Source organism: Billgrantia pellis, from assembly GCF_008297955.1.
GTDB classification, from domain to species: domain Bacteria; phylum Pseudomonadota; class Gammaproteobacteria; order Pseudomonadales; family Halomonadaceae; genus Halomonas; species Halomonas pellis.
The window spans coordinates 158,267-179,662 of sequence record NZ_VTPY01000001.1 but is presented as its reverse complement, the minus strand read 5'-3'; the positions used below and the strand labels follow the sequence as shown (position 1 = coordinate 179,662).

Below are 21,396 nucleotides of genomic sequence, written 5' to 3'. Positions count from 1 at the left end.
GTGCTTCGGCATGCTCAGACATGGACAAGACGCAGGGGGCGCATGGCAATGGCCATACGCCCCCTGTCGCGCAACGGACCGATTCGGTGGGAATCAGTGAATGTCGCGCCAGTACTCACGCTTCAGCAGATAGGCCAGCACACCGAAAATGAAGATGAAGATCAGCACTTTCGGACCCAGCACCTGCGCATGCAGCTTGGACGGCTCCCCCACGTAAGCCAGGAAGTTGGTCAGATCGTAGACCGCCTCCTCGAACTCATCGGGTTCCATGGACCCAGGCTGCGTCACTTGCAACACCTCGCAAGACTGGTACTTGCCGGTCAGCGGGTCGAGTTCGGCCCCGTGGACGGGACGATCCGTCTCGGCGCACACCTTCTCCTGGACGCCCTGCAGCGGCTCCAGCACGTTGGGCATGGCCACCAAGTCGAACACTTCGTTGTTGACCCCGTTGGGACGCTCGGGATCACGATAGAAGGTCAACAGGTACGAGTAGATCCAATCGGTACCGCGCAGGCGCGCCTCTAGGGTCAGATCGGGAGGCGGCGCCCCGAACCAGCTCTCCGCATCGTCCGTACTCATGGCATTGTGCATCTGGTCGTTATAAGCCAGACCCGAGGAGAAGATCAGGTTTTCCTCGATAAGGTCTTGCGGTATATCGAGATCCTCGGCGGCCCGGGCGAAACGCTGATGCTCAAGCGAATGACATCCCATGCAATAGTTGACGAAGAGCTGCATGCCCCGCTGCAGCGATGCCTTGTCATGGAGGTCCGGCGTCATTGAATACGGCACGCTCTCGCCGCCTGCGGCCATCGCCGTGAAGGGCACCAGCGCGAAGAGCAGTGCGAACAGTTGCTTTTTCATTAGCCAGTCACCCTCTCCGGAACGGGTTTGGTCTTCTCCATCCTGGTGTAGAACGGCATCAGCAGGAAGAAGGCGAAGTAAATCGCGGTGCAGACCTGGGCCAGCACGGTGCGGCCATCGGTCGCCGGCAGGACACCCAGCACGCCGAGAATCACGAAACTGATCGCGAACAGCAACAGCATTACCTTGGAGATCCAACCCTTGTAGCGCATGGAGTTCACCGGACTGCGGTCGAGCCAGGGCAGGACGAACAGCACCGCGATGGCCGCGCCCATGAAAACCACGCCGAGGAACTTGGCGTCCAGCCCGAAAATCGAGAAGGTAATGGCCCGCAAAATGGCGTAGAAGGGGGTGAAGTACCATACCGGCGCGATGTGGTCCGGCGTTTTCAACGGGTTGGCCGGCTCGAAATTGGGCTTCTCGAGGAAGTAGCCGCCGCCTTCCGGGAAATAGAACAGCACCGCACAGAACACGAACAGGAACACGGCCACGCCGAAGATATCCTTGACGGTATAGTACGGATGGAAGGGAATCCCGTCGACCGGCTTGCCGGTCTCGTCCTTCTTGGCCTTGATGTCGATGCCGTCAGGGTTGTTGGAACCGACTTCATGCAAGGCAATGATGTGCAGCACCACCAGCGCCAGGATCACGATGGGCAATGCCACCACATGGAGAGCGAAGAAACGGTTGAGCGTAATGCCGGAGATCAGATAGTCGCCGCGCACCCACTGGGCCAGGTCCGGACCGATACCGGGGATCGCCGAGAACAGCGAGATGATCACCTGAGCCCCCCAGTAGGACATCTGGCCCCAGGGCAGCAGGTAACCCATGAAGGCTTCGGCCATCAGTGCCAGATAAATGGCCATGCCGAAGATCCATACCAGCTCGCGAGGCGCCTTGTAGGAGCCGTAGAGCATGGCACGGAACATATGCAGATAGACCACCACGAAGAAGGCGGAGGCGCCGGTGGAGTGCATGTAGCGAATAAGCCAACCCCACTCCACGTCGCGCATGATGTACTCGACGGAAGCGAACGCCCCCTCGGCAGAGGGATTGTAGCTCATGGTCAGCCAGACACCGGTAAGAATCTGGTTGACCAGCACCAGCAGAGCGAGAGAACCGAAGAAATACCAGACGTTGAAGTTCTTGGGCGCATAATATTTCGACAGATGCTCATGCCACATCTGCGTGGCGGGGAAGCGGTCGTCCACCCAGCGCATGAACCCGCTTTCTGCCTTGACACGATTCGGGTTACCCATTATGCGGCCTCCTCATCTTCGCCGACAACGATCACGCTGTCGCTTTCAAAGCGATACGGCGGCACTTCGAGATTGGTCGGCGCCGGCACGTTGCGGAACACGCGTCCCGCCAGGTCGAAGCGAGAGCCATGACAAGGACAGAAGAAACCGCCCGGCCAGTCATCGGTACCAACGCCCTCGGCATTCGGCTCGGGGCGGAACAGCGGCGAACAGCCCAGGTGGGTACATATGCCAATCAGCACGCCGATCTCGGGCCGAATCGAGCGCAACGGTCCTTCGACATAATTCGGCTGCTGCGGCTCCTCGGAATTGGGGTCGGCCAGACGGGAGGGGTCGAAACCCTCGGTCCGCTCGATCATTTCCGGGGTGCGATTGATGATCCACACCGGACGACCTCGCCATTCGACGGTCATGCGCTGACCCGGCTCGAGTTTCGACACATCCGCTTGAACGGGTGCCCCCGCCGCTCTCGCCTTGGCACTCGGCTGCCAGGAAGACACAAAGGGAACCGCTACTCCGACTGCGCCCACCGCCCCCATGACGGTTGTCGCACCCAGGAGGAGACGGCGCCGCCCTTTGTTCACGCCGTTGTCTGCCATTTTCTGGTTTCTCCCATCAGCTTACCCGTTGATCCAGCACGGGATGACTCCCGCGACCACGGATACCAAATCCGGCATATATTAAGGAATCGCACCGCTTCGCACAAGACAACGTGGGCCTGACCAAGGTGGTATCTCAGCCGCAATTTCTTGAAATAAAAATAAAAAAACCCGGGCAATGGCCCGGGCTTTTTGTCGCAGACAGCTCGCGATCAACGCTTGGAGAACTGCGGACGGCGACGCGCCTTGCGCAGACCGACCTTCTTCCGCTCGACCTGACGAGCGTCGCGAGTGACATAGCCTGCGGCGCGCAACGCCGGGCGGAAGTCCTCGTTGTACTCCATCAGGGCACGCGTAATGCCGTGACGAATGGCGCCCGCCTGAGCGGAACCACCGCCACCCTTGACGGTAACGTAGACGTCGAACTGACCGGTGGTTTCAGTCAGCTCGAGCGGCTGGCGAACCACCATGCGACCGGTGACGCGGCCGAAATACTGATCGAGATCACGGTTGTTGACGGTGATCTTGCCGGTGCCCGGCTTGAGGAAGACACGGGCGGTTGAAGTCTTGCGGCGCCCGGTACCGTAATACTGCTGTGCCATGGTGATATTCCCCTCAGATGTTCAGTTCTTGCGGCTGCTGGGCGGCGTGCGGATGTTCGGCGCCGGCGTAGACCTTGAGCTTGGAGTACATGGCGCGCCCCAGCGGGCCCTTCGGCAGCATTCCCTTGACGGCGGACTCGATCACGCGCTCAGGAGCGTGGGCAATCATCTTTTCGAAATTCATGGAGCGCAGGCCGCCCGGATAGCCGGTATGACGGTAATAGGTCTTGGCCTTGGCCTTGTTGCCGGTCACCTGAACCTTCTCGGCATTGATCACGACGATATAGTCGCCGGTATCGACGTGAGGAGTGAATTCAGGCTTGTGCTTGCCGCGCAAGCGGCGCGCGATTTCGGTGGCCAGGCGGCCGAGCGTCTTGTCCGTCGCGTCGACGACGTACCAGTCACGCTGTACTGACTGCGGCTTGGCAGTAAACGTCTTCATGGAGAAATCACCACAAATCAAACAAGTGTATTGGACCCCGCCGCGCCGAAACGCACCTGGGATCGTCCCTATTTTTCTTGGTTGTCGGCGCCGATAACGACGACAACGGTCGAGGAGCGCACATTCTACACGACTCGTGCGCACGGAGTAAGGGGAAGGATGGCGAAAAATCGGCTTCGCCACACGCTCCACCCGAGAGCCGACATGCTCCGCCCTAGGGCTTGTGGGGCAGCGCCAGATACGCCTGCGACTGCATTTCCTGCAACCGCGACAGGGTGCGCTGGAATTCGAACTCCAGGCGCCCGTCGGCGTAGAGTCGCTCGGCCGGCACCTCGGCGGACATCAGCAACTTGACGCCCCGATCGTAGAATTCGTCAACGAGATTGATAAAGCGCCGGGCCTGATCATCCTTCGCCGCCCCCATGCGCGTCACGTTGGATACCAGCACGGTATGGAACTCGCGCGCCAGCTCTATGTAGTCGTTCTGGCTACGCGGACCATCGCAGAGCTCGCGAAACTCGAACCAGACCACATCGTCGTGAAGACGCCGGGCATGAAGCACGCGGCGGTTGATTTCGAGCGGCACGCCGGTCTCGCCGTCATGACCGGCAATCTCACGAAAGCTGCGCGCCAGCTCACGCTCCGCCGCCTCGTCAAGTGGCGCATGGAAGATTTCGGCACGCTCCAGCGCACGCAGACGATAGTCGATACCCGAATCGACGTTGACCACCTGGCAATGCCGCTTGAGCAGATCGATGGCCGGCAGGAAACGCGCCCGCTGCAAGCCATCCTTGTAGAGATCGTCGGGTACGATGTTGGAGGTCGCCACCAGCACGACGCCGCGCTCGAACAGCGCTTCCAGCAGGTTGGCGAGTATCATGGCATCGGTGATGTCCTTGACGAAGAACTCGTCGAAGCAGATCACTCGCGCCTCGGCTGCGAATTTGCCGGCAATCAGCGTAAGCGGGTTCTTTTCACCCTTGTAGTGTTCGAGTTCGTTGTGCACCCGCTGCATGAAGCGGTGGAAATGGGTGCGCATCTTGTCGGGAAACGGCAGGGAGTCGTGGAAGGTATCGACCAGGTAGGTCTTGCCTCGCCCAACGCCTCCCCAGAAATAGAGCCCCTGTACGGTCGGTAGCGCCGGCTCCTGCGCCTCCCTGTCGCGCTTACCGAACAGCCCCGCCATCTTCGACTTGAGCCCGCGCCCGGTGGTCACCGCGCGCGGCTCGGTGCGCGGCGAGGCTACGAGTTGGTCGTAGAGCCGCTGAAGGTGCTCCACTGCCCGCTCCTGGGCCGGATCGTACTGGAAGTCGTCACGCTCGAGGTCGGCGCGATAGCGCGCCATCGGCGTGCCGGCGCCGGCCGAACGGGGCTCCGCGGGAGTCGCAGTCGCGCTCATGACAGAATCCTTGCTCATCTTGGCTCGTATCGATAAGCCAAGCATTATACGCGTCCGGCCCGTAGCGCGCAGGAAAATGGTCGCCCCCGCCCCGGCGTTGACCCGCCCGCCGTCAACGCTTCTATAATGGGCCGCCAGGCGGCTTGCGCATCGCCAACGGCTCGCGACCCAACGTACCGCGGGTATCAAGCATCAGGAGAATCAAGTGGATTACGGCAACGTGAACTGGATTGTAGCCATCGTCAGCCTACTGGTCGGCCTGGGTGTCGGAGCGGCAAGCTATCGCCACTTCGCAACGTCGGCGAACCAGCTACAAAACCTGCGCCGCCAACTGGCAGAGCGCGAGCGTGAACTGGGCGAGATGCGCAAAGGCATGAACGAGCATTTCAGCCAAGTCGGCATGATGGTGGGCAATCTTCAACGAGAGATGCGCACACTGGAACATCGTCTGACCGAAGATGCCAGCACGCTGCACTGCGAGCCGCCAGGCGGCGCCCGGCTCGACGCTGCCGACCGCCCCGCCCTCACCGATCAGGAGGACGACCTTCCTGCTCCCCGCGACTACGCCGACGGCACCGGTGGCACCCTCTCGGAGGACTTCGGCCTCAAGCCGAGCGGCAGCAGAGCCGAGGAGCCCCAGCCGCCTCGCTACTAACGCCTGCTACGGGCCGACCGCCCTCTTCACGCCGGATTGTCGATCTCGACGAAACGGTGCTCGACGCCGAACTCCCGCGCCAGCCACTCGCCCAGTGCCTGCACGCCATAGCGCTCCGTGGCGTGATGGCCGGCGGCCAAGTAATGGATGCCAAGCTCGCGAGCCAAGTGCGTGGTGCGCTCGGAAATCTCACCGGATACGAAGGCATCGGCGCCCGCCTCCCAGGCCTGAGTGATCATGTCCTGGGCACCGCCGGTACACCAGGCGACGCGGTGAATCTCGCCTCGCCCCGGGGCTTCGATCAGCAATGGTCGACGTCCCAGGCGTTCGCCGACAAGCTCGGCCAACGCCACAGGAGAGCGTGCCGCAGGCAGCCGACCCAACCAGAGCAGCCCTTTGCCGAGCTCGTCATCGGCACAGCCATCCACCTCGAAGCCAAGGAGTCGGCCAAGTTCGGCATTGTTGCCAAGCGTCGCATGAGCGTCGAGCGGCAGATGGTAGGCCAGCAAGTTGATGTCGCCGAGCAGCAGGGTCCGGATGCGGCGCTGCTTGATCCCCGTAATGGGAACCGGCTCGTTCTTCCAGAAATAGCCATGATGGACCAGCAGCAGGTCCGCCTCCCATGCTACCGCCTCGTCGAGCAAGGCCTGGCAAGCGGTCACGCCAGTCATGATACGGCCGACATCGTCACGCCCCGCCACCTGCAAGCCGTTGATGGTGTAATCCTTGAAGGTCGCGGCATCGAGCAGTGTGTCGCAAGCTCGCACCAGATCGTCTCGCGAAATCATCCAGCCCTCCGGACAGCGGTTCGGTGTCAATGTTACACTTCTTGCCATTGTACCGACTGGGCGGGATGCCTTCGACCGTCCGCCGACCAGGAAAGCGCCGCATGCGTCGTTCTCTCATTGCCTATGCCCTGCCCGTCGTCATCGGCGTGCTGCTGGCCATCGTACTGCTGAACACCTTTCCTCAACTGCTACGCCATCCAGCGGACCCCGACGAGGCTCGACAGAGCGCAGCGCGCCCTGCTCCGGAGCTACAGCCTGCCGCCCCGTTGAGCCGTCGAGAAGGCCCCGTCAGCTATTCGGAAGCCGTCGAGAAGGCGGCCCCGGCGGTGGTGAACATCTACTCCTCACGGGTGGTGGCACGTGAAGAGCATCCCATGATGTCGGACCCCTTCTTTCGTCAATTCTTCGGCGAGGACCTACCGAGTCAGCAACGGCTGCTGTCGAGCTTGGGCTCGGGGGTCATCGTCAGCGAAGACGGCTATGTGCTGACCAACCACCATGTGATCGATGGCGCCGATGAGATCCAAGTGGCGTTGCGCGACGGACGCGAGACGCTGGCGGAAGTGATCGGTACCGATCCCGAAAGCGACCTGGCCGTACTGCGCATCGAGCTGGATGACCTTCCGGTGATCCGGATCGCCGACAGCGAGGGCGTAGCGGTAGGCGACATCGCCATGGCCATCGGCAACCCGTTCGGCGTGGGGCAGACCGTCACGATGGGCATCATCAGCGCCACGGGACGCAGCCATCTGGGCCTGAGCGCCTACGAGGACTTCATTCAGACCGATGCCGCTATCAATCCCGGTAATTCCGGTGGCGCGCTGATCAACGCCGAGGGCGCCCTGGTGGGGATCAACACGGCCATCTTTTCCCGTTCAGGAGGCTCCCAGGGCGTCGGCTTCGCCATCCCCACACGCTTGGCGCGTACCATCCTCGAAGCGCTGGTGACCCAGGGCAGAGTCATCCGCGGCTGGCTGGGCATCGAAGCCCAGGAGATGACATCCGACCTGGCCGCTTCGTTCGGCCTGCAGACGCCGCGGGGTGTGGTGATCTCCGGTGTGGTGCCCGACGGCCCCGCCGATCATGCCGGCCTGCGTCCGGGCGACGTACTGCTGGAAGTGGATGGCCGACCGATTCTCGACGCCAGGGCGGCAATGAGCGACATCGCCGCCATTCAGCCCGGTGCCACCCTACCGCTGACCGTGGTTCGCAGCGGCGAAAAGCTCACGATCAACCTGGAAGTGGGCGAGCGCCCGCTACCGCCAAGCCGACGAACCGAGCGCTGATGACCCACCTGAGGCGACACCCCAGGCTGGCGCGTCAGGCCTCGGGCGTGCCGCGATACTCCGCGGAACGGGCATGCGCCGTCAGTGACTCGCCGCGTGCCAGCACCGAGGCCACACGGCCCAGCGTCGCTGCCCCCCGCTCGGAACAGTGGATGATCGACGAGCGCTTCTGAAAGTCGTATACGCCCAGCGGCGAAGAAAAGCGCGCCGTGCCGGAGGTTGGCAGGACGTGATTAGGTCCGGCACAGTAGTCGCCCAATGCCTCGGCCGTGTAACGTCCCATGAAGATGGCCCCCGCATGGCGGATCTGCGGCAACAGCGCTTCCGGATCGGCCACGGAGAGTTCCAGGTGCTCCGGCGCAATGCGATTGGCCAGCGCCACCGCCTCGTCCCGATCACGGCAATGGATCAGCGCACCCCGGCGTGACAGCGACTCACGCACGATCGTCTCCCGATCCAATGTCGGCAGCAGCCGCGCGATCGCGGCCTCGACCTCGGCCAAGTGTCTGGCGTCCCAGCTCACCAGCAACGCCTGGGCATCCTCGTCGTGCTCGGCCTGGGAAAACAGATCCATGGCCAGCCAATCGGGATCGGTGCCGCCATCGGAAACGACGAGAATCTCCGAGGGACCTGCGATCATGTCGATACCGACCTGACCGAATACCGCGCGCTTGGCGGTGGCCACGAAGATGTTGCCCGGCCCGACGATCTTGTCGACACGAGGCACGCTCTCGGTCCCGTAGGCCAGCGCCGCCACCGCCTGGGCACCGCCGACGGTGAAGACATGATCCACACCAGCCAGATGCGCCGCCGCCAACACCAGCTCGTTGACCACGCCATCGGGGGTGGGCACCACCATGACGATCTCGCGCACGCCGGCCACATGGGCGGGAATGGCGTTCATCAGTACCGATGAGGGGTAGGCCGCCTTGCCGCCGGGCACGTAGATGCCGGCCCGATCGAGCGGCATGACCTGCTGGCCAAGCACCGTTCCGTCGGCCTCGACATAGGACCATGAGCTCGGTTTCTGACGTTCGTGGTAGAGGCGAATACGCTCGGCGGCGTGGGCCAAGGCCTCACGCTGTTCCTCGGGTAGATCGGTGAAGGCCCGCTCGAGCCGTTCGGCATCAAGCGTCAACTCGCCCATGGTCGATACCGACAGACGATCGAAACGGTTGGTGAACTCGATCAGCGCCGCATCGCCACGCGAGCGGACCGCGAACAGGATCTCATCCACACGCGCTTGCACGTCGGCATCGGAAACGCCCTCCCATGCCAGCAGCGTCTCGAGGCGCGCCTCGAAGTCGGCGTCGCCTGTCGACAACCGGGCGATGTCGACGGTAACGGCAGGAGTCTCGCTCATGATCCCTTCGCCTCCAGAGAAATGTTTTCGTTTCGCTGCATGCCGTTCGGCATCAGCCGGCTGCCGATGCCGCCCTCGGCCGGCGCCGCTCCACCGCCTCGGCGAGTCGGGCGATCAACGGCTTGAGGCGCGAGTGCTTCATGGTCATGGCCGCCTTGTTGACCACCAGCCGGGTACTGATCGGTGCGATCAGTTCGCGCGGCGACATGCCATTGGCGCGCAAGGTATTGCCGGTATCGACGATATCGACGATCTCGTCGGCCAGATTCATCAACGGCGCCAACTCCATGGCGCCGTAGAGCTTTATCACCTCGGCTTGAATTCCCTGCTCGGCATAATAGCGTCGCGCCACATTGACGAACTTCGTGGCTACCCGGCGCCGCGCCCGTGCCGGCCTGGCGCCGTCGATGCCGGCGGTCATCAGCTTGCACTTCGCGATTTCGAGGTCCAGCGGCTCGTAGAGTCCTTCGGCGCCGTGCTCGAGTAACACGTCCTTGCCCGCCACACCCAGGTCGGCCGCCCCCAGTTGTACGTAGGTCGGCACGTCGGTAGCGCGAATGACCACCAGCTTGACGTCGGGCAGATTGGTGTCGAAAAGCAGCTTGCGGCTCTTGCTCAGGTTCTCCGCCGGCGCGATACCCGCATCGGCCAGCAGCGGCAGGGTCTCGTCGAGAATACGGCCCTTCGACAGGGCCAGGATCAGTTGCTTGCTCATGGTCTCGCCTATGGTCGGAACGCTGCGCGGCTCACTCAGCCGGGAATGCGGCGAATCTTCGCTCCCAGCAGCTGCAGCTTCTCTTCTATGCATTCGTAGCCGCGATCGATGTGGTAGATGCGATCCACCAGGGTCTCGCCACTCGCCATCATCGCCGCGATGACCAACGATGCCGAGGCGCGCAGATCGGTCGCCATCACCGGCGCGCCGGATAGCCGTTCGACCCCGGTAATCAGCGCCGCATTGCCTTCCAGCGCAATATTCGCGCCCATGCGGTTCAGTTCCTGAACGTGCATGAAGCGATTCTCGAAGATGGTCTCGACCACTCGTGAGGTGCCATCGGCCACGGCATTGAGGGCCACGAACTGGGCCTGCATGTCGGTGGGAAAACCGGGATAAGGGGCGGTGCGCACGTTGACGGGATGCGGCCGGCGCCCCTCCATGTCCAGCTCGATCCAATCCTCGCCGGTGCGGATCCGGGCACCCGCCTCCTCCAGCTTGGCCAGCACCGCCTCGAGAATGTCTGCCCGCGTATTGCGCACCCGCACACGGCCGCGCGACAGCGCAGCGGCTACCAGAAAGGTCCCCGTTTCGATACGGTCGGGCATCACGTCATGGTAGGCGCCGTGCAGGCGCTCAACACCCTCGATGACGATGGTGTTGCTGCCATGGCCCCGAATCTTTGCCCCCATCCTGATCAGGCACTCGGCCAGATCGACGACCTCGGGCTCACGCGCCGCATTTTCCAGCACCGTGGTGCCTTCCGCCAGCGCCGCGGCCATCAACAGGTTCTCGGTGCCGGTCACGGTGACGGTATCGAAGAAGATGGTGGCCCCCCTGAGGCGACCGTCGACGCGGGCCCGGATATAGCCGCTCTCGACACCAATCTCGGCCCCCATGGCCTCGAGCCCGCGGATATGCAGGTCCACCGGTCGCGTGCCGATGGCGCACCCGCCCGGCAGCGAGACATCGGCGTGACCGAAATGCGCCAGCAGCGGGCCAAGCACCAGGATAGAGGCGCGCATCTTCTTGACCAGCTCGTAGGGAGCATGGCAATCGCGCACCTGGGAGCCGTCGAGTTGGATGGTCATCTTCTCGCCCATGACCGGCTCGACGCCCATGCGCCCCAGCAGTTCGAGGGTGGTGGTGATGTCCTGAAGATGCGGCAGGTTGCCGATGGTTACCGGCTCGTCGGCCAGCAGGGTCGCACATAGTATGGGTAGCGCCGCGTTCTTGGCACCGCTGGCCCAGACCTCGCCGTCGACGGGGCCATTGCCGGTAATGATCAACTTGTCCATGGAGATTCGACCGTCAGCCGCCCTGGCGGCGCGAAGCCGCATTTTCCGGCGCATCCGCCCACTGCGCCGGCGTATAGGTCTTGATACTCACGGCATGCACGGCGCCGGAAGCGATCTCCTCCGACAACGCACCGTAGATCAGTTGCTGCCGCCTGACCGGCGACAGGCCTTCGAAGACATCGCCCACGGCGATGACCTGGAAATTGCAGCCTTCACCCTGGATATGAAAATCGCAATCCTCGAGGCGTGCCTCGAGCAGCGCCTTGACGTCACTGGGTTGCATGTATTTCGGAACTCCTTCGGCTGAGAGAAGCAGCACGCGATCCACGCGGAATCGCCGCCGAGACGAGAATTCCTACATGGTAAAGAAAAGCATCGCGCTTGGCGATGCCGGGCAGGAAGGTCGCCGCCGTCAGGCTCGTGCGGCCAAGGGTAACAGGTCGTCGAGACCGGCCACCCGGGTCAGACGTTCCAGCGGCAGCGACAGCCGGACCTCACGAATCGTGACATCGGCGGCACGTGACCGGCGCGTCCACTCCAGCAGTACGCTCAATGCCGCGCTGCTGACCCGCTCGACACCGTGCAGATCGAGCAAGATATGCGTGCCGGCGGGCCGGGTGGCCAACCATTCGGCGCCGGCTTCCGCCAACGCCGCGGCAACCTCGAAATCGACGTTGCCCCTCACGGCCAGCCCCTCCGGGGCGGCCGAAAGCTGCACACCGCCACGCTCGAGCAACTGCTGGCTCATGCATTGCCGCCTTCTTCCAGCTCTTCGGCAGCAAGCTCCGGCGACCAATTGTCGATCACCGCATCATAGTCGCGGCCCTGCTCGCGCATCGCCTGGTCGAATTGATTGCGGAAGGTCAGGCCCAGGTTGATGCCGTTGACGATGACGTTGACCACCTTCCACTCCCCATCGGAGAGCCGCAACGTATAGCTGACCGGGTAGACGGTGCCGTCCATCGCCACCACTTCCATGGCCACCGAGGCCCTGTCGTCATGGCGCGGCGGCCGCTGGCTGTCCAGCACTCGCAGCTCACGATAATCGAAGGTGACCAGGCCCTTGGTGTAGGTGTCGATCAAGGTCTGACGGAAGGTGTCGACGAAGCGCGAGCGCTGCTGGGGCGAAGCGTTCTGAAAGTACCGTCCCATCACGCTGGCGCCGATGTAGCGAAAGTCAGCGATGTCGTCGAGGCTTTCGTCCACCAGCGCCTCGAGCTCATCGAGATTGTCGGCGTAGTAGTCCTTGCGACCTTCGATCTGGCTCATCAATTCGTCGATGCTGTCGCGGATGACCTGGTCGGGGCTGCGCTCGGGGGCGGCGCTGACCGAGGAGAGCCCGAACAGCACCAGGCTCAAGCCGAGCAGTAGGCGGCGAAAAGAGACGGGCAGGAAAGTCATCTGGCTCATGGGAACCTCGAATGGGAAGAATCGATGAATGACACAAAGCAATCTCAATCGTTGACCATGTTGGACACGAACTGCTGGATGAGTTCTTCGAGCACGATGGCCGACTGTGTATCGCGTATGGTGTCGCCATTGCCGAGGGTTTCGGGATCCCCCCCAACGGAGAGCCCGATGTATTGCTCGCCGAGCAGGCCAGCGGTGAGGATCGATGCCGTGGTATCGCGCGGAAGCTGATCCTCCAGCCCGGCATCCAGCTCGAGCACGACACGAGCGTCGTACCATTCGCTGTCGAGTTCGATCGCCGTTACCCGGCCGACCGTGACGCCGGCCATGGTGACACGGGCGCGCGGCTTGAGGCTGCCGATATTGGCGAAGTTGGCCTCGAGCCGGAAGGTATCACCCGGCATGTCGAAGGTCAGGCCGCTGACCCGCAGCCCCAGGAACAACAATCCCAGGATGCCGGCCAACATGAAAACCCCGACGCCCAGCTCCATCGTCTTGCTGCGCCTCATTGCGTCACTCCGTTAGCCGCCAGAAAGCGTGTCTTCATTACGAAAAGCCTCCAAACATCAGCGCAGTCAGCACGAAATCCAGCCCCAGCACGGCCAGCGACGAGTACACCACCGTGCGCGTCGTAGCGCGGGAAATGCCCTCCGAAGTCGGCACCAGGTCATATCCCTGAAAGACGGCGATCCAGGTCACCACGAGGGCAAAGACCAGGCTCTTGACCAAGCCGTTGCCGATATCCTCGACGAAACCGACGCTGGCCTGCATATTGCTCCAGTAGGACCCTTCGAAGACGCCCAGCCACTCGACGCCGACCAGATAGCCCCCATAGACCCCAATCACGCTGAAACCGACGGTCAACAGCGGCAGCGCCACGAAACCGGCCCACAGGCGCGGCGCCACGACGCGTCGTAGTGGATCGACGCCGATCATCTCCATGCTCGTCAGCTGCTCGGTGGCCTTCATCAGGCCGATCTCCGCCGTCAGCGCCGAGCCCGCACGGCCGGCGAATAGCAGTGCGGCCACCACGGGCGACAGCTCACGCAGCAGCGATAGCGCCACCATCTGTCCCAGCGCTTGCTCGGCGCCGAAGTCGACCAGGATGGTATAACCTTGAAGGGCCAGTACCATACCGATGAAGAGGCCCGAGACAAGCACGATGGCCAGCGACAGCACGCCGACGAAATGCATCTGGCGCACCCATAGCGACCAGCCCTCGCGTGACGGAACGCCCAGCATCGACTGACCCAGAAACAGCCCGGAGCGCCCCAGTGCCTCGAGGACATCGCAGCCGCGCCTCCCGAGGCCGCGAAGCTGCCCCATCATGATTGCACCTCCAGGCCGAGTATGTCGTTGAAGAAATCGTCGGCCGGATAATGGAACGGCACCGGCCCGTCGGGTTCGCCATGAATGAACTGGCTGACCCGAGGGTCTTCGTCGATATCGAGGGAATCCGGCGTACCATGGGCCATGACCTGACCATCGGCGATCACATAGACGTAATCGGCGATGGACAGCGTCTCCTGAATGTCGTGCGAGACCACGATGGAGGTGAGCCCCAGTGCCTCGTTGAGGCGCTTGATCAGCTGCACCAGCACCCCCTTGGAGATCGGGTCCTGCCCCACGAAGGGTTCATCGTAGAGCACCAGCTCGGGGTCCAGGGCAATGGCGCGAGCCAGCGCGACACGACGCGCCATGCCACCGGAAAGCTCAGCCGGCATCAGCTCGCGGGCCCCGCGCAGCCCCACTGCCTGTAGTTTCATCAATGCCAGATCGCGGATCATCGTCTCGGGCAGATCGGTATGCACGCGCAGCGGGAACGCCACGTTCTCGAAGACATTCAGGTCGGAGAACAGGGCGCCGCTCTGAAACAGCATGCCCATGCGCCGCCGCAGGCGGAACAGGTCCCGGCGCGAAAGAGCGTGCACGTCCTGGCCGTCGATCACGACCCGGCCGCCATCGGGAACGAGCTGGCCTCCGATCAGCTTCAGCAGCGTGGTCTTGCCGGTCCCGCTGGGTCCCATGATGGCAGTGATGCCGCCGCGGGGTATCTGCAGATCGATGCCGCGAAAGATTTCCTTCTCACCGCGTGAGAAGTGCAGGCCTTCCACCTCCACGACAGGGGAATCCATCATGCGCAACGTCCGTCGGAAAATTATCGAACATCGTATCCTAACTCGGCCGTACGACGCTAGCCCAAGCCGCGCCGACGCTTGCACCGGGGCGTGCGAACACGTCTAATGGGCGCCCTCACCCACGACCCAAACGATATCGCCATGCTGCTTCCTCTCTCGTTGGTCGCCATCGGCCTCGTTGGGCTCACCTGGAGCGCCGATCGCTTCGTCGGGGCCGCCGCCGCCACTGCCTACCGCTCGGGCATGAGCGCCATGCTGGTCGGGATGACAGTCGTCGCACTTGGCACCTCGGCGCCCGAGGTGGTCGTCGCCGTTTTCGCCGCCCTCGATGGCGTACCCGACCTGGCCACCGGCAACGCCCTTGGCTCCAATATCGCCAACATCGGCTTGGTGTTGGGCGTCACGGCGCTGGTTCGCCCCATCCCGGTCCCTTTCTCGCTGATTAGACGCGAGCTGCCGCTACTGCTCGGCGCTACCGGCGTGACGGGCTACGCCTTGGCCAACGGTATCCTGGGGCGCTTCGATGCCTTGGTCCTGGTCACCTTGCTGATCTTCAGCCTTTGGTGGTTGATACGCGCAGACACGCCCGATGCCCGCCCGGCCGAAGAGATACCCGCCATGACGCTGCCGCAAGCACTGGGTTGGGTGGTGCTCACCCTGACCCTGATGGTGCTGAGTTCCCGCGCCCTGGTATGGGGCGCCAGCGAGATGGCACGCGGCCTGGGCGTCAGCGAACTGGTCATCGGACTGACCGTGGTGGCGGTCGGTACCAGCCTGCCGGAACTGGCCGCCTGCGTGGCCAGCGCAGTGAAAGGCCACCACGACCTGGCGATCGGTAACGTGGTCGGCTCTAATCTGTTCAACCTGCTCGCCGTGCTGCCGATCCCCGCCATCCTGGCCCCGGGTCCGGCAAGTCCCGAGGCGGCCAATCGCGACTACCGCGTCATGCTGATGCTGACCCTCGCCATGGCCCTGATCCTATTATGGCGGCGCCAGGGGCGCCTCGGCCGGGTAGCGGGGGGGCTGTTTCTGGCAACGTATGCCGGCTACCTCGCGTGGCTCGGCCTGCACGGGAGTGTCAGCCCTTGAGTGAAACCCCACAACGGGCAACAATCTCACCATGACCATAGACCGCTCCCCTCCCCCCTCTTACGACGTCACCCCTTCGGCCGGGTCTCCGCTGCGTGACAGCGCACGCCGCACCCTCGCCATCGAGGAGCAGGCCATCGCGACGCTAGCCGGCAGGTTGGACAGTCATTTCGATCGCGCCTGCGAGCTGATCCTCGCTTGCCAGGGCCGCATCGTGGTGACGGGAATGGGCAAATCGGGCCACATCGCCGGCAAGATCGCCGCCACGCTGGCCAGTACCGGCACGCCGGCGTTCTTCGTCCATCCCGGCGAAGCCAGTCACGGCGACCTGGGCATGATCACGCCCGGCGATGTGGTGCTGGCACTGTCGAACTCCGGCGAGACGGGCGAAGTTACGGCGCTGCTCCCTCTGCTCAAGCGAATCGGCACACCGCTGATCAGCATGACCGGGCGCCCCGACTCGACTCTGGCCCGGCATGCCGATGCCCACCTGGACGCCGGCGTCGAACGCGAGGCCTGCCCCCTGGATCTGGCGCCTACCGCCTCCACCACCGCTGCCCTGGCCCTGGGAGATGCATTGGCCGTGGCGCTGCTCGAGGCGCGCGGCTTCACCGCCGAGGATTTCGCCCGCTCGCACCCGGGCGGCAGCCTGGGCAAGCGATTGCTGCTGAGAGTCGGCGACTTGATGCACCAGGGCGATCGGGTCCCCCGCGTACCGCTGGGCAGCCCGCTGCGCGATGCGCTGCTGGAGATCACCCGCCAAGGGCTCGGCTTCACCTGTGTCGTCGACGACGAAGATCGATTGATCGGCGTCTACACCGATGGCGATCTTCGCCGTACGCTCGACCAGCACCAGGACCTCAGCCGCCTTAAGGTCGACGATGTCATGACGCGCCCGGGTAAGCGAATCGCCCCCGACCTGCTGGCGGCCGAGGCGGTGCGCATCATGGAGGACAACCTGATCACAGCACTCGCCGTGGTCGACGACGAAGGGCACCCGATCGGTGCCCTGCACATGCATGACCTGTTGCGAAGCGGCGTGATCTGACGCCCACGACCCCAAGGAGAGCCCATGTCGCTGGCCAATTCCCCCCTCCCCCCCCAGCTTCTCGACCCCCTGCGCAGGATTCGCCTGCTGGCACTGGATGTGGATGGGGTGATGACCGATGGACGCCTCTACTTCCAGGCCGACGGCGTCGAAATCAAGGCGTTTCATACCCAGGATGGCCTGGGCATCAAGTTGCTGCTTCGCGCCGGCCTGCAGGTCGCCCTGCTGACGGGGCGCGAATCCCCCATGGTCAGCCATCGCGCCGCCGCACTGGGCATCGACCACGTCTTCCAGCGTTGCGAGGATAAGCTCGCCACCCTGCGCGAACTCTGCTCCCGACAGGGATTGAGTCTCGACCAGGTCGCCTATTGTGGCGACGACCTGCCCGATCTTGCCCCCATGCAGCGTGCCGGCGTCGGCATTACCGTACCCGGCGCCCCGGCCTATATCCGCGCCCTGGCGGACCACGTGACCGAGCGCAGCGGGGGACACGGCGCCGTACGCGAAATCTGCGACATGCTGCTCGAGGCCCAGGGTCACCGCGACGCGCTGGTCGACACGTATCTTCACGCCCGCCGTTGAGAGTCCCTGACGCCATGCCCCGTCTGCCGCGCCCGTCATTTCGCATCTGGCTGCTGCTGCTCCTGCTGGCGCTGGGCGGATGGCTGACTTGGCTGGATCCCTGGCAAGCGCCGCCCCCTGGACCGGTGCCCACCGACGAAGCCGGGGAGCCCGATTACTTTCTGGAACATGCCCGGCTGACCCGCTTCGATATCGAGGGTCAGGCCCACCAGCGCCTGGAGAGCCCGCGTCTGGTCCACACTCCGCACGACGACGTGACCCGGATGGCGACGCCCCTGGCGCATCTCTATGATCGCGACGACCGCTTGTGGATCGCCAGCGGGGACGAAGGACGTCTCGGCCCGGGCGGCAACCCATTGACGCTCACCGGCGATGCGCGCCTGCTCGCTCCTGAAGAGCGCTGGCAGCTCGACACCGAGATTCTGCATTTCGATGCCAACACCGGGCATGCCTGGAGCGATACCCCCGTTCTTCTGCAACAGCCGCCCCAGCGAATGCGTGGCGACCGCTTCGACGCCTGGATCCATGACAACCGCGCCCGTTTGACCGACAATGTGCGCGGCCATCATCCGACCGGCCAAGCCGCCAACCACGAGGAGTCCGAACCATGACGCGCCCCGCCCTGCTGATGGCCCTCGCGCTCAGCGGTTTCGCTTTCATCGCCGCGCCCGGGCTGGCGCAGCAGCGTGATGCCGAACAGCCCATCGAGGTCGAAGCCGACCGGCTCGACCTCGACGACAACGCCGGTACGGCGGTCTACACCGGCGACGTCGAAATCCGCCAGGGCAGCATGCTCCTGACCGGCGATCGGGTCGAGATGCAGCGCAACGCGGCTGGCGAACTGACCCGCGCCACGGCGCGCGGTGACCGCGCCTACATCGAACAGCAACCCAACCCCGACGAACCGGTAGCGCGAGGCTGGGGGCGCACGATCATCTACCATGTCGCCGAGCGTCGCGTGGAACTGATCGATCGCGCCGAGCTGCACCAGGGCGGGGATACCTTTACCGGCGGCTATCTGGAGTATTTTCTCGATCGTCGCGTGGTTCAGGCACGTGCCCAAGGCGAGGGTGTCGAAGGCAGCCAGCGCATTCGCATGACGTTGCAGCCGGAGCGTTGAAGTGCCCATGAAAACCCTGTACGCCCGCCATTTGGCCAAGAGCTACAAGCGTCGCCGCGTCGTGCACGACATCAGCCTCTCCATCGAACAGGGCAGCATCGTTGGTCTCCTCGGCCCCAACGGGGCCGGCAAGACCACCTCCTTCTATATGATCGTGGGATTGGTGCGAGCAGATGCGGGCGAGGTATTCATCGACGACCGGGACCTGACGGGCAAGGCCATGCACGAACGCGCCCGGGCAGGCATCGGTTACCTGCCCCAGGAGGCCTCGATCTTCCGCAAGTTGTCCGTCGCCGACAACATCATGGCCATCCTCGAGACGCGCCGGGATCTTGACCGACGAGGCCGGGAAGCCAGGCTCGAGCAACTGCTGGAGGATTTTCACGTCACGCACATACGCGACAACCACGGCATGAGCCTTTCAGGGGGCGAACGACGTCGCGTCGAGATTGCCCGGGCACTCGCCACCGAGCCGGCATTCATCCTCCTCGACGAGCCTTTTGCCGGGGTCGATCCCATCTCGGTGGGTGAGATCAAGGGCATTATTCGCCAGCTCAAGGCGCGCGATATCGGCGTGTTGATCACGGATCACAACGTTCGCGAGACATTGGATATTTGCAATTCGGCCTATATCGTCGGCGATGGGCAAATCATTGCCGAGGGAGACGCCGAGACCATCCTGGCCAATCAGCGCGTACGTGAAGTCTACCTGGGCGAAGACTTCCGCCTCTGAACCACCTAGGCCCGCTTTTTTGACTTTGCAAGTCACTATTTTCGTTTAGAACAAAAAAAATAGGCGTATTAATTGCGCATGGCACGCTTATTGCACAATTATTCCTTGCAACTCATGCATCGCCGGTCTAGGGTAGGGTTTTCTCGGTGGATGAGCTCTTATTCTCATGGCCATGAAAGCCTCTTTGCAACTGCGTGTCGGTACCCAGCTGACCATGACACCCCAGCTGCAGCAGGCCATTGCCCTGCTGCAGCTCTCCACGCTCGATCTACGCCAGGAGATCCAGCAGGCGCTGGAATCCAACCCCATGCTGGAGCTCGACGAGGACTATGGCGAACAGGTCATCGACGAGGCCTCAGCGACGGATGATTGGGCCAGCGAAATCCCCAACGAGCTGGCCACCGACAGCGACTGGACGGATACGTACCCCGACCATGGCATCAGCTCCGGCAGCGCCGGTGACGGCCCCGATTTCGAACGCCAGGCGGCAGGCCAGACGCTGGCCGGCCATCTGATCTGGCAACTGGCCATGACCGATCTAAACGAGCGCCAGCGGCAGATTGCCGAGAGCCTGATCGATGCCGTCAACGGCGCGGGTTACCTCTCCCAGCCGCTCGAGGAGATTCGCGACGGGCTGCGCCAGCAGGGGCTCGAAGGCCTTCCCACACGCGAGGTCGAACAGGTCCTGCTTCGGCTACAGCAGTTCGAACCCACCGGCGTGTTCGCCCGCGACTTGCGTGAGTGTCTCTTGCTGCAGCTCGCCACCCTGCCTGACGACACCCCCCTGCTGCCCCAGGCGCGACGCTTGGTGCGTCAGTTTCTCGAACCGCTGGCCGCCGACGATCGCCGTCTGCTCAAGCGCCGCTTGGGACTCGACGACGACGCTCTGGATGAGGTCATCGCTCTCGTGCGCTCGCTCGACCCGCGCCCGGGCAGCGCCTTTGCCGAGGTGGGCAGCAGCTACGTCACTCCCGATCTGGTGATATACCATGACGCGTCGGGATGGCGCGTGGAACTCAACGCCGAAGCCCTGCCCAGGCTGCGTATCCAGCCCGACTATGTTGCCCTGGTGCGGCGGGCCGACAAAAGCCAGGACAACCAGTTCCTGAAGGACCATCTGCAGGAAGCCCGCTGGTTGTTGAAAAGCCTGTCCAGCCGCAACGACACCCTGCTGCGGGTGGGGCGCGAAATCATGGCGCACCAGATAGACTTTCTCGAGCAAGGTGAGGAGGCAATGAAACCCCTGGTGCTGGCCGATATCGCCCAGGCGGTGGAAATGCACGAATCGACCATCTCGCGTGTGACGACGCAGAAGTTCATCCATACTCCACGGGGTGTGTTCGAGCTGAAGTACTTCTTCTCCAGCCAGGTCGGCGGTGGCGAAGGCGACGCTCACTCCAGTACGGCGATTCGCGCCCGGATTCGCAAGTTGGTCGCCGACGAACCGCCGCGCAAGCCGCTCTCCGACAGCCGGCTGGTGGAACTGCTGGCCGAAGACGGCATCAAGGTCGCGCGGCGCACCGTGGCCAAGTATCGCGAAGCGCTGGGCATCCCCTCCTCGAGCGAACGCAAACGCTTTCGATAGCTCATATCGTCAACTTGATTCCCGACAGAGCCCGCTGATTCGAGGGGGTTTGCAGGGCAGTAAAAAGGGTTACAATCGAACTACCACTCGAAGGACGAAGGAGCTTGTCATGCAAGTCAACATCACAGGCCATCATGTTGAGCTGACCGATCCCCTGCGTGACTACGTGAGCGAGAAGCTTAGCCGCGTCCAACGTCACTATGACAACATTACCAACGTGCAGGTCACCCTATCGATCGAGAAGGAGCGCCAGTTGGCCGCCTGCACCCTGCACGCCGCGGGCGCCGATCTTCACGCCGAAGCCAGCGATCCCGACATGTATGCCGCCATTGATGCCTTGACCGACAAGCTCGACCGTCAACTTGTCAAACACAAGGAAAAGGCCCAGGCCCGCGCCCAAGGCGCCGGCATTCGCTGAGTTGCC

At 63.4% G+C, this 21,396-nt stretch carries 26 protein-coding genes; 10 read left to right on the top strand and 16 right to left on the bottom strand.

Annotated elements, in window-relative coordinates; translation table 11 throughout:
* Positions 1 to 93 precede the first annotated feature (93 nt).
* The 6 genes from F0A17_RS00895 to zapE all read right to left on the bottom strand — a co-directional run bounded on the left by F0A17_RS00895 (position 94) and on the right by zapE (position 5,162).
* A complete protein-coding gene (locus F0A17_RS00895) occupies positions 94 to 861 on the bottom strand; it encodes a cytochrome c1 (RefSeq protein ID WP_149326464.1) in 768 nt (255 codons plus the stop codon).
* On the bottom strand, positions 861 to 2,120 hold the full coding sequence (locus tag F0A17_RS00890; protein ID WP_149326463.1) for a cytochrome b: 1,260 nt from the start codon (positions 2,118 to 2,120) through the stop codon (positions 861 to 863). Before F0A17_RS00890 ends, F0A17_RS00895 begins: the two co-directional genes overlap by 1 nt.
* On the bottom strand, positions 2,120 to 2,719 hold the full coding sequence (gene petA / locus F0A17_RS00885) for a ubiquinol-cytochrome c reductase iron-sulfur subunit (protein ID WP_149326462.1): 600 nt from the start codon (positions 2,717 to 2,719) through the stop codon (positions 2,120 to 2,122). Before petA ends, F0A17_RS00890 begins: the two co-directional genes overlap by 1 nt.
* Positions 2,720 to 2,931: 212 nt before the next feature.
* The gene (gene rpsI / locus F0A17_RS00880) at positions 2,932 to 3,321 is read right to left on the bottom strand and encodes a 30S ribosomal protein S9 (RefSeq protein ID WP_149326461.1); all 390 of its coding nucleotides are present in this window, start codon (positions 3,319 to 3,321) and stop codon (positions 2,932 to 2,934) included.
* A 13-nt stretch (positions 3,322 to 3,334) separates the two neighbouring features.
* Positions 3,335 to 3,763: a 50S ribosomal protein L13 gene (rplM, locus tag F0A17_RS00875; RefSeq protein ID WP_149326460.1), complete on the bottom strand. Its 429-nt coding sequence runs from the start codon at positions 3,761 to 3,763 to the stop codon at positions 3,335 to 3,337.
* Between the two features lie 214 nt (positions 3,764 to 3,977).
* Positions 3,978 to 5,162 carry a cell division protein ZapE gene (gene zapE / locus F0A17_RS00870; RefSeq protein ID WP_149326459.1) on the bottom strand — a complete coding sequence of 395 codons (1,185 nt, stop codon included), beginning with the start codon at positions 5,160 to 5,162 and terminating at the stop codon, positions 3,978 to 3,980.
* Positions 5,163 to 5,367: 205 nt separating this feature from the next.
* Here zapE and F0A17_RS00865 point away from each other — a divergent pair, with 205 nt between their 5' ends.
* The gene (locus F0A17_RS00865) at positions 5,368 to 5,817 is read left to right on the top strand and encodes a Z-ring associated ZapG family protein (protein ID WP_187774580.1); all 450 of its coding nucleotides are present in this window, start codon (positions 5,368 to 5,370) and stop codon (positions 5,815 to 5,817) included.
* A gap of 26 nt (positions 5,818 to 5,843) precedes the next feature.
* Here the strand turns inward: F0A17_RS00865 and F0A17_RS00860 are convergent, their stop codons facing one another.
* A complete protein-coding gene (locus F0A17_RS00860) occupies positions 5,844 to 6,605 on the bottom strand; it encodes a Nif3-like dinuclear metal center hexameric protein (protein WP_149326457.1) in 762 nt (253 codons plus the stop codon).
* A gap of 101 nt (positions 6,606 to 6,706) precedes the next feature.
* On the opposite strand from F0A17_RS00860, the gene F0A17_RS00855 reads away from it, so the two are divergent.
* Positions 6,707 to 7,891 (top strand): Do family serine endopeptidase, encoded by a 1,185-nt coding sequence (locus F0A17_RS00855; protein ID WP_149326456.1) that lies wholly within the window; start codon positions 6,707 to 6,709, stop codon positions 7,889 to 7,891.
* A 34-nt stretch (positions 7,892 to 7,925) separates the two neighbouring features.
* Here F0A17_RS00855 and hisD read toward each other — a convergent pair whose 3' ends face one another.
* From hisD to F0A17_RS00810, 9 genes are all read right to left on the bottom strand, one after another.
* Entirely contained in the window at positions 7,926 to 9,254 is a 1,329-nt protein-coding gene (gene hisD / locus F0A17_RS00850; RefSeq protein WP_149326455.1) for a histidinol dehydrogenase, read from the bottom strand.
* A 52-nt stretch (positions 9,255 to 9,306) separates the two neighbouring features.
* Positions 9,307 to 9,969 (bottom strand): ATP phosphoribosyltransferase, encoded by a 663-nt coding sequence (hisG, locus tag F0A17_RS00845; RefSeq protein ID WP_149326454.1) that lies wholly within the window; start codon positions 9,967 to 9,969, stop codon positions 9,307 to 9,309.
* 35 nt (positions 9,970 to 10,004) lie between these two features.
* Entirely contained in the window at positions 10,005 to 11,267 is a 1,263-nt protein-coding gene (gene murA, locus F0A17_RS00840; RefSeq protein ID WP_149326453.1) for a UDP-N-acetylglucosamine 1-carboxyvinyltransferase, read from the bottom strand.
* A gap of 13 nt (positions 11,268 to 11,280) precedes the next feature.
* Positions 11,281 to 11,550, bottom strand: a complete 270-nt coding sequence (locus tag F0A17_RS00835) for a BolA family protein (RefSeq protein WP_149326452.1) — start codon at positions 11,548 to 11,550, stop codon at positions 11,281 to 11,283.
* Between the two features lie 129 nt (positions 11,551 to 11,679).
* Positions 11,680 to 12,015: an STAS domain-containing protein gene (locus F0A17_RS00830; protein WP_149326451.1), complete on the bottom strand. Its 336-nt coding sequence runs from the start codon at positions 12,013 to 12,015 to the stop codon at positions 11,680 to 11,682.
* The gene (locus tag F0A17_RS00825; RefSeq protein WP_149326450.1) at positions 12,012 to 12,677 is read right to left on the bottom strand and encodes an MlaC/ttg2D family ABC transporter substrate-binding protein; all 666 of its coding nucleotides are present in this window, start codon (positions 12,675 to 12,677) and stop codon (positions 12,012 to 12,014) included. The genes F0A17_RS00830 and F0A17_RS00825 overlap by 4 nt, the downstream gene beginning before the upstream one ends.
* Before the next feature lie 44 nt (positions 12,678 to 12,721).
* Complete coding sequence (mlaD, locus tag F0A17_RS00820; protein WP_149326449.1) at positions 12,722 to 13,186, bottom strand: outer membrane lipid asymmetry maintenance protein MlaD; 465 nt, start codon at positions 13,184 to 13,186, stop codon at positions 12,722 to 12,724.
* A 37-nt stretch (positions 13,187 to 13,223) separates the two neighbouring features.
* Positions 13,224 to 14,003, bottom strand: coding sequence for a lipid asymmetry maintenance ABC transporter permease subunit MlaE (gene mlaE, locus F0A17_RS00815; RefSeq protein WP_422670311.1), 780 nt, complete (start codon positions 14,001 to 14,003; stop codon positions 13,224 to 13,226).
* Entirely contained in the window at positions 14,003 to 14,815 is an 813-nt protein-coding gene (locus F0A17_RS00810) for an ABC transporter ATP-binding protein (RefSeq protein WP_149326447.1), read from the bottom strand. The genes mlaE and F0A17_RS00810 overlap by 1 nt, the downstream gene beginning before the upstream one ends.
* A 141-nt stretch (positions 14,816 to 14,956) precedes the next feature.
* Here F0A17_RS00810 and F0A17_RS00805 point away from each other — a divergent pair, with 141 nt between their 5' ends.
* From F0A17_RS00805 to hpf, 8 genes are all read left to right on the top strand, one after another.
* Positions 14,957 to 15,904 (top strand): calcium/sodium antiporter, encoded by a 948-nt coding sequence (locus F0A17_RS00805; RefSeq protein ID WP_149326446.1) that lies wholly within the window; start codon positions 14,957 to 14,959, stop codon positions 15,902 to 15,904.
* A 31-nt stretch (positions 15,905 to 15,935) separates the two neighbouring features.
* Positions 15,936 to 16,952: a KpsF/GutQ family sugar-phosphate isomerase gene (locus tag F0A17_RS00800; RefSeq protein ID WP_149326445.1), complete on the top strand. Its 1,017-nt coding sequence runs from the start codon at positions 15,936 to 15,938 to the stop codon at positions 16,950 to 16,952.
* 24 nt (positions 16,953 to 16,976) lie between these two features.
* The gene (locus F0A17_RS00795) at positions 16,977 to 17,534 is read left to right on the top strand and encodes a KdsC family phosphatase (protein ID WP_149326444.1); all 558 of its coding nucleotides are present in this window, start codon (positions 16,977 to 16,979) and stop codon (positions 17,532 to 17,534) included.
* 14 nt (positions 17,535 to 17,548) lie between these two features.
* Complete coding sequence (gene lptC / locus F0A17_RS00790) at positions 17,549 to 18,145, top strand: LPS export ABC transporter periplasmic protein LptC (protein WP_149326443.1); 597 nt, start codon at positions 17,549 to 17,551, stop codon at positions 18,143 to 18,145.
* Positions 18,142 to 18,654, top strand: coding sequence for a lipopolysaccharide transport periplasmic protein LptA (gene lptA, locus F0A17_RS00785; protein WP_149326442.1), 513 nt, complete (start codon positions 18,142 to 18,144; stop codon positions 18,652 to 18,654). Before lptC ends, lptA begins: the two co-directional genes overlap by 4 nt.
* Before the next feature lie 7 nt (positions 18,655 to 18,661).
* Positions 18,662 to 19,387, top strand: coding sequence for an LPS export ABC transporter ATP-binding protein (gene lptB / locus F0A17_RS00780; RefSeq protein WP_149326441.1), 726 nt, complete (start codon positions 18,662 to 18,664; stop codon positions 19,385 to 19,387).
* Positions 19,388 to 19,553: 166 nt separating this feature from the next.
* Positions 19,554 to 20,972 (top strand): RNA polymerase factor sigma-54, encoded by a 1,419-nt coding sequence (locus F0A17_RS00775; RefSeq protein ID WP_149326440.1) that lies wholly within the window; start codon positions 19,554 to 19,556, stop codon positions 20,970 to 20,972.
* 109 nt (positions 20,973 to 21,081) lie between these two features.
* Complete coding sequence (gene hpf / locus F0A17_RS00770) at positions 21,082 to 21,390, top strand: ribosome hibernation-promoting factor, HPF/YfiA family (RefSeq protein WP_104201769.1); 309 nt, start codon at positions 21,082 to 21,084, stop codon at positions 21,388 to 21,390.
* Positions 21,391 to 21,396: the final 6 nt, after the last annotated feature.